The sequence below is a fragment of the Dechloromonas denitrificans genome, from assembly GCF_001551835.1.
GTDB lineage: Bacteria > Pseudomonadota > Gammaproteobacteria > Burkholderiales > Rhodocyclaceae > Azonexus > Azonexus denitrificans.
This window is the reverse complement of sequence record NZ_LODL01000019.1, coordinates 509,834-516,644: the sequence shown is the minus strand read 5'-3', so window position 1 is coordinate 516,644 and position 6,811 is coordinate 509,834. Positions and strand designations below refer to the sequence as shown.

Sequence of the window (6,811 nt, the reverse complement as noted above, 5' to 3'; positions counted from 1 at the left end):
ACACAATCAGCCCTTTGTGAACAGTCCCTTAATCACAAATGTCCACACGCTCTAGTCAGTTACGCTACCCAGTTGATTCGAGGCCCGCTCCATGCGGGCCTTTTCGTTTTCGGCGTTACGCCGGGCCGGGCAGGTGGTGCCCTTGGTTCGACAGGCGGTGCCGCAGTTGCGCTGGTTGCACTGGGGAACCAGCGCGACCAGTGTGCCGATCCCGAGCAGGGCAACAAGCAGTGAGGCGACCAGTAAGGTCAAGATCGATGCATCCATGGTTTGTTAATTTTCGTTTATTCGATGTGAATTTTACAGTTTTATAATTCGTTGCTTTTGCCTTGCCACTGGTTTAACTAAACTTTACATGCTCCGGTCGGCATTAATGCCACATGACTGGCGGCCGGGCATGGCGCTACAATCGATTCGACGGATTGCGCAGCCGCCTGCGGCAGAAGGTTCTGGCCGGCGGCAACTATGCGATTTAAGCAGTCGGCAAGGGATTTTCCTTTGATACCGATTAGCTAAATGTCCTTCCATCAGGGGATTGCTATGACCGAAATTCGCCGTGACCTGACCAGAACGACGCTGGCCATTTTCTGCATCATCGGGTTGGCTGGCCTCTCCTTATGGGTGCTGCGGCCGTTTCTGGCGGCCACGGTGTGGGCGACGATGGTCGTCGTCGCCACCTGGCCGCTGCTCAAATCGCTCGAAGTTCGCTTCGGCGAGCGACGGGCGCCGGCCGTGGCGGTGATGACGCTGGCGATGCTGTTGTTGCTGGTCCTGCCGCTGTGGCTGGCGATCGGCACCATTTCCGATCATTCCGAGCAGTTGACCGCAGCGCTCAAGTCGCTGGCCGCAAATGGCCTGCCCTTGCCGCCGGCCTGGGTGACCACGCTGCCTTTGCTTGGCGAAAAACTGGCAGCGATGTGGACGCAGCTAGCGACCAGTGGTACGAGCGAAATCATTACCCAGGTTGCCCCCTATGCGGCCGATACCGGAAGGTGGGCGCTTGCTCAGGTGGGCGGTTTCGGCGGCATGCTGATCCAGTTCCTGCTCGTCGTCGTGATTGCCGCCATCTTCTATTCCGGCGGCGAAGCGGCGGCCCGCATGGTGCTCCGCTTCGGTCGGCGGCTGGCCGGCGAGCGCGGAGAAAATTCGATCATCCTGGCCGGTCAGGCGATTCGGGGTGTGGCGCTCGGCGTCGGTGTCACCGCCATTGTCCAGACTGTGCTCGGCGGTCTTGGCCTGGCCGTTGCCGGCGTGCCATTTGCCTCCTTGCTGTCGGCCGTGATGCTGATGCTGTGCATTGCCCAGCTCGGTCCGGCGCTGGTTTTGCTGCCCGCCGTTGGCTGGATGTACTGGACAGGGGATAACGGCTGGGCGACTTTCCTGCTTATCTGGAGCCTGATTGTCGGCAGTCTCGACAATATCCTGCGGCCGATGCTGATCAAACGTGGCGCCGACCTGCCGCTGCTGCTGATTTTTTCCGGGGTCATTGGCGGCATGCTGAGCTTTGGCCTGATCGGTATTTTTGTCGGGCCGGTCGTCCTGGCCGTGACCTACACGCTGCTCCAGGCCTGGGTTGAGGATGGGCTGGGTAAAGACGACGCCGAGCCCGAGGTTTCAGTGCTTGCCGAGCCGGATCAGGCGGAACCAACCGCTGGCTAGGGCCGGCCGATCATCTTCGAGGATCAGTCCGGGCGCTGCCGGCAGCAGGTCTTCGAAAACCACGTCGAGGCGGGTCGCGATGCGCCGCAGCAGCGGGTTGGCCAGCCGGCGCAGCACGGCCGGCTGACCGCGGCGCAGGAACTTGTCGAAAACCAGCAGTCGACCGCCCGGTTTGAGGACCCGCGCCACCTCGGCAAAACACCGGGCTGGTTCGGGCACGACGGCCAGAATCAGGTGCAGTACCGCACTATCGAAGCTGTTGTCGGCAAAAGGCAGGCGCTGGGCGTCGCCCTGGAGCGGCAGGAAATCGACCGCGCCGACCCGGGGCTGGGCGCGGCGCAACATGGCATGGTTCAAATCGAGGCCGACGTAATGATGTTGCGGCGGCAGGTGCGGCAGATCCAGGCCGGTGCCGACGCCGGCCAGCAGCACGCGGCCGGGTGAGGTGGGCAACCCCGACAAACTGCGTTGCCGCGCCGCCAGCGTGGCGCGGGCGATGGCCGCGTCGTAAAACGGCGCGATCAGCGTGTAGCTGTGCTTCAGGCTCAATGCAGGGCGCGTGGACTGGCCAGCACGAACTCGGGAATCACCGCCTCGAAATGGGTGCCGTCCTCGGCCACCATCTGATAAGTGCCCTTCATCGTGCCGATCGGGGTGGTCAGTGCCGAGCCGCTGGTGTACTGAAAACTCTCGCCGGGCTGCAGCAGGGGCTGCTTGCCGACGACGCCGAGGCCGCGCACTTCCTGCACCTCGTTGTTGCCGTCAGTGATGATCCAGTGCCGGGAAACCAGCTGGGCGGCGATCTCGCCAATATTCTTGATGGTCACCGTGTAGGCGAAGACGTAGCGATCGTTTTCCGGGTCGGACTGGTCCGGGATGAACTGCGGCATCGGCTGAATTTCGATTCGGTACTTGTTGGTGTCGGGCATGGGATAATTTCGTCTGTTTTTGTTTAGGGAAGCATCATGTCAGCCAAAGATTTCATCATTGCACCGAGCATTCTTTCAGCCAATTTCGCCAAGCTGGGCGAAGAAGTGGCCAACGTCATCGCCTCGGGGGCCGACTGGATTCATTTTGACGTGATGGACAACCATTATGTTCCCAACCTGACCATCGGACCGCTGGTTTGCGAGGCAATTCGCCCGTGCACCGCAGCGCCGATCGACGTGCATCTGATGGTCAAGCCGGTTGATCGCATCATCCCCGATTTTGCCAAGGCCGGGGCCAATATCATCACCTTCCACCCGGAAGCTTCCGAGCACGTGGACCGCAGCCTGTCGCTGATCCGCGATGCTGGCTGCCAGGGCGGCCTGGTCTTCAATCCGGCGACCCCGCTCGATTACATGGATTACGTGCTCGACAAGATCGACGTCATCCTGCTGATGAGCGTCAATCCCGGTTTCGGCGGCCAGAAATTCATTCCCGGGACGCTGGCCAAGGCGAAGCTGGCGCGCGCCAAGCTCGATGCCTATGAGCGCGAAAGTGGCCGGCGCATCCGCCTGGAAATCGATGGTGGGGTGAATGCCGCCAACATCGCCGAAATCGCTCGCGCCGGAGTCGATGCCTTCGTTGCCGGTTCCGCCGTCTATGGCGCAGGTAAGGACAGCGACCCGCATCGCTACGATACGATCATCGGCGCCCTGCGCAGCGAATTGACGAAAGTCTGAGGGGAGTTCAGATGCATTTCCAGTCGGTTACCTTCGATCTCGACGGCACCCTGCTCGATACCATCGCCGACCTAGCCGAAGGCTGTCGGCTGATGCTGGAAGAAGTCGGCGCACCGCCGCGTAGCCAGGCCGAGGTGCACAGCTTCGTCGGCAAGGGCATGGCGGTGCTGGTCGAGCGCTGCCTGACCCACGCGCAGCCGCCCACTGCCGACCAGCTGCACGCCGCCATCGAGTCGTTCAAGCGCCACTATGCGGTGATCAACGGGCGGTCGGCCCAGATTTATCCGGGCGTCCTCGAAGGGCTGCAAGCCTGGCAGGCGAGTGGCCTGAAGATGGGCGTCGTCACCAACAAGCCGGGCATGTTCACCGAAACCCTGCTCGACCGAATGGGGATGACCGATTATTTCGACGTTATCGTTTCCGGCGATACCACGGCGCACAAGAAGCCGCATCCCGAACCGATCCTGCATGCCTGCCGCATTCTCGGCGTGCGGCCGGACCGCAATCTGCACATCGGCGACTCGAAAAACGACATCCACGCCGCCCATGCCGCCGGCTGTCTGGCCTATGCCGTGCCCTACGGCTACAACGAAGGAGAGCCGGTGGACAGTGCCGATTGCGATGCGCTAGTATCCGATCTGCTTGTTGCCTACCAACAAGCCCTCACTTTCAAAGACCTCAAGAACAAATGACGACTCTGCGACTCTGGAACGAATGGCAAGGTTGGCGTCGCTGGCGCCCCTGATCTCCCTTTCGCGCGCCCTTGCGGCGCAACGCACCAGTACGCATTACCCCTGTCATTTCGAGGCTTCCCCATGACTGAAACCGAATTCAACGCGCTCGCCGCGCAAGGCTACAACCGTATTCCCGTTACGCTGGAAACGTTTGCCGATCTCGACACGCCGCTGTCGATCTACCTGAAACTGACCAGCGGCCCGAGCGGCGCGCATTACTCCTACCTGCTCGAATCGGTGCAGGGTGGCGAGCGCTTCGGACGCTACTCGATCATCGGCCTGCCGGCGCAGACACGCATTGTCGTGACCGGCCATCAGGTGCTGGTACTGACTGGCAACCGCATCGCCGAGCGCGAGGACGATACCAATCCGCTCGAATTCATCGGCAAGTTCATGCAGCGCTTCCGGGCGCCGCCCAGTTCCGGCCTGCCGCGCTTCTGTGGCGGCCTGGTCGGCTGCTTCGGCTACGACACCGTGCGCTATGTCGAAACCCGCCTGACCCGGACCAACAAGCCGGACGAAATCGGTACGCCGGACATCGGCCTGCTGCTGTCCGAGGAAATCGCCGTTGTCGACAACCTGTCCGGCAAGCTGACGCTGATCGTCTATGCCGAACCGGGCTTCCCCGGCGCCTACCAGAAGGCGCGGGCCCGCCTCAAGGAGCTGCTCGGCAAGCTGCGCACGCCGGTCTGCATTCCGGCCGAACAGCCGGTGCACTCGGAGCCGGCCGTTTCGGTCTTCGGCGAAGGCGCTTTCAAGCAGGCGGTCCGCAAGGCCAAGGAATACATCACCGAAGGCGACATCATGCAGGTCGTCCTGTCGCAACGGATGACCAAGCCGTTCAACGCCAGCCCGATGGCGCTCTACCGGACGTTGCGCAGCCTGAACCCGTCGCCCTACATGTTCTACTTCGATTTCGAGGACTTCCATGTCGTCGGCGCTTCGCCGGAGATCCTGGTCCGTCTCGAAGGCGACCGCGTCACCGTGCGGCCGATTGCCGGGACCCGCAAGCGCGGCGCCTCGCCGGAAGAGGATGCCGCCCTGGCCGCCGAACTGCTGGCCGATGAAAAGGAGCGCGCCGAGCACACCCAGTTGCTCGACCTCGGGCGCAACGACTGCGGCCGTGTCGCCAAGGTCGGTAGCGTCAAGCTGACCGAGAACATGCTCGTCGAGCGTTATTCGCATGTGATGCATATCGTTTCCAACGTCGAAGGCAAGCTGCAGCCGGGCCTCAATGCGCTCGACGTGCTGAAGGCCACGTTCCCGGCCGGTACCGTCTCCGGTGCGCCGAAAGTGCGGGCGATGGAAATCATCGACGAACTGGAACCGGTCAAGCGCGGCATCTACGCCGGTGCCGTCGGCTACCTCGGCTTCCATGGCGACATGGATATCGCCATTGCGATCCGTACCGGCATCATCAAGGACAAGAAACTCTATGTTCAGGCCGGCGCCGGCATCGTTGCCGATTCCGACCCCAATTCGGAATGGACCGAAACCCAGAACAAGGCCCGCGCCGTGCTGCGCGCCGCCGAACTGGCCGAGCAGGGACTGGATACCAAGGCCGACTGAGCGGCATTCTCCCGCACCATAGAAAAAGCCGCCTACAAACAGGCGGCTTTTTTTGCGTCGATCTCAGGTGGCTGGTGTGTGGCGTCTGAGTCGGGCGCTCCCCCTTTCTTGACGCACGTGTTTTCAGATTTCCTGCAGCTTGCGCCGACGGCTGACCCAGGCCAGCGCAGCCAATGCTCCACCCATCAAGGCCATCGAACCTGGCTCAGGAATAGTGCGCGGGTCTATATACGGGGTCGCGGTAATCAGGATCTTGAAATCGGCGGTCGTGCTCAGGCCCTCTGCCGTTTCGAAACCGCGGCAGCCAGCGGCTGCACCGGCTGCGGCACAGGCGGCGTCGGACAGGTAATTGAAGCCATCGGCAAAGAAACTGGCGTAGTACGGCAGCGGATCATAGCCGTTTACGGCGCCATCGGAGTCATAGTCGAAGGGGAAATTGAGCGCGTTTTGGCTGATCACGAAGATGTCGGCGCAACCGGCGCCGTTGATGCCGACGTTGACTGCTCCGCCATCGGCGCAAATGCCGCCCGAGCCGCCGTTTGGTGTTTCGATGAACTGGACGCCAAAAGTAATCGAGGCACCTCCAGACGCTCCGACTGATGGGGTTAGCGACTGCAGCGTCAGCGAGGCCAGAATATCGACGACGGTCAGCGAGTTGCCGGCCGGGATCGGGAAATTGTTATGCGTGATTGATACCGTGGAGGTCAACGTTCCGGTGGGAACGATAACCGGTGCCCCCGAGTTATTGATGATCAAGCTGCTCTGAGTGGCCGTTGAGCCGGTGTCACCCCAATGCAACTGCGTGTTGCTGGCGCTGAGAACCGGGTTTGGATAGGTGTTGCCACCGGGTTGCACCGAGGCGGGTACAAATGTGGCGGTGTCGGTGACGCTCCATGAGGTGACGCCTGGCGATGCCTGCGCGACGCCGGCGCACAAAGCGAGTGCTGCAGCGGCTGTGCGGGCGAGTTTGAATGTTTTCATTTTCCACTCCTCTGACTTAGATTGAGTTCGCTCCAATCCTCATGCTAGCTGTTGATGCGGTACGGATTTGGCGGACAGGCTAAGCAATGCATATCCTGTGCCGGAGTGCATTTTGCATAAATGTTTTCAATAAAATTAATTGGTTATATGGTTTTTATAGATTTTTGCGTTTTTTGAGCGAGTCCAGACTGGCTGCAGTGT

At 61.3% G+C, this 6,811-nt stretch carries 8 protein-coding genes; 4 read left to right on the top strand and 4 right to left on the bottom strand.

Annotation, left to right across the window (positions count from 1 at the left end; genetic code table 11):
• Positions 1–51: 51 nt before the first annotated feature.
• Complete coding sequence (locus AT959_RS10310; protein ID WP_066882888.1) at positions 52–267, bottom strand: hypothetical protein; 216 nt, start codon at positions 265–267, stop codon at positions 52–54.
• A 273-nt stretch (positions 268–540) separates the two neighbouring features.
• On the opposite strand from AT959_RS10310, the gene ydiK reads away from it, so the two are divergent.
• The gene (ydiK, locus tag AT959_RS10305) at positions 541–1,659 is read left to right on the top strand and encodes an AI-2E family transporter YdiK (protein ID WP_066882887.1); all 1,119 of its coding nucleotides are present in this window, start codon (positions 541–543) and stop codon (positions 1,657–1,659) included.
• On the opposite strand, the gene AT959_RS10300 is transcribed toward ydiK, so the two are convergent.
• Positions 1,615–2,208 (bottom strand): class I SAM-dependent methyltransferase, encoded by a 594-nt coding sequence (locus AT959_RS10300; protein ID WP_066882886.1) that lies wholly within the window; start codon positions 2,206–2,208, stop codon positions 1,615–1,617. The genes ydiK and AT959_RS10300 overlap by 45 nt on opposite strands.
• On the bottom strand, positions 2,205–2,588 hold the full coding sequence (gene apaG / locus AT959_RS10295) for a Co2+/Mg2+ efflux protein ApaG (RefSeq protein WP_066882885.1): 384 nt from the start codon (positions 2,586–2,588) through the stop codon (positions 2,205–2,207). Before apaG ends, AT959_RS10300 begins: the two co-directional genes overlap by 4 nt.
• Before the next feature lie 36 nt (positions 2,589–2,624).
• Here apaG and rpe point away from each other — a divergent pair, with 36 nt between their 5' ends.
• The 3 genes from rpe to trpE all read left to right on the top strand — a co-directional run bounded on the left by rpe (position 2,625) and on the right by trpE (position 5,629).
• Positions 2,625–3,326 (top strand): ribulose-phosphate 3-epimerase, encoded by a 702-nt coding sequence (rpe, locus tag AT959_RS10290; RefSeq protein WP_066882884.1) that lies wholly within the window; start codon positions 2,625–2,627, stop codon positions 3,324–3,326.
• A gap of 11 nt (positions 3,327–3,337) precedes the next feature.
• Positions 3,338–4,018, top strand: coding sequence for a phosphoglycolate phosphatase (locus AT959_RS10285; RefSeq protein WP_066882883.1), 681 nt, complete (start codon positions 3,338–3,340; stop codon positions 4,016–4,018).
• 123 nt (positions 4,019–4,141) lie between these two features.
• Positions 4,142–5,629, top strand: coding sequence for an anthranilate synthase component I (trpE, locus tag AT959_RS10280; RefSeq protein ID WP_066882882.1), 1,488 nt, complete (start codon positions 4,142–4,144; stop codon positions 5,627–5,629).
• A gap of 123 nt (positions 5,630–5,752) precedes the next feature.
• On the opposite strand, the gene AT959_RS10275 is transcribed toward trpE, so the two are convergent.
• Positions 5,753–6,610: a THxN family PEP-CTERM protein gene (locus AT959_RS10275; RefSeq protein WP_083518329.1), complete on the bottom strand. Its 858-nt coding sequence runs from the start codon at positions 6,608–6,610 to the stop codon at positions 5,753–5,755.
• Positions 6,611–6,811: the final 201 nt, after the last annotated feature.

Excerpts from the sequence above, each read along its gene's own strand:
- ydiK (WP_066882887.1), top strand. The coding sequence starts at position 541 with ATGACCGAAATTCGCCGTGACCTGACCAGAACGACGCTGGCCATTTTC.
- AT959_RS10310 (WP_066882888.1), bottom strand. The coding sequence starts at position 267 with ATGGATGCATCGATCTTGACCTTACTGGTCGCCTCACTGCTTGTTGCC.
- apaG (WP_066882885.1), bottom strand. The coding sequence starts at position 2,588 with ATGCCCGACACCAACAAGTACCGAATCGAAATTCAGCCGATGCCGCAG.
- rpe (WP_066882884.1), top strand. The coding sequence starts at position 2,625 with ATGTCAGCCAAAGATTTCATCATTGCACCGAGCATTCTTTCAGCCAAT.
- trpE (WP_066882882.1), top strand. The coding sequence starts at position 4,142 with ATGACTGAAACCGAATTCAACGCGCTCGCCGCGCAAGGCTACAACCGT.
- AT959_RS10285 (WP_066882883.1), top strand. The coding sequence starts at position 3,338 with ATGCATTTCCAGTCGGTTACCTTCGATCTCGACGGCACCCTGCTCGAT.
- AT959_RS10275 (WP_083518329.1), bottom strand. The coding sequence starts at position 6,610 with ATGAAAACATTCAAACTCGCCCGCACAGCCGCTGCAGCACTCGCTTTG.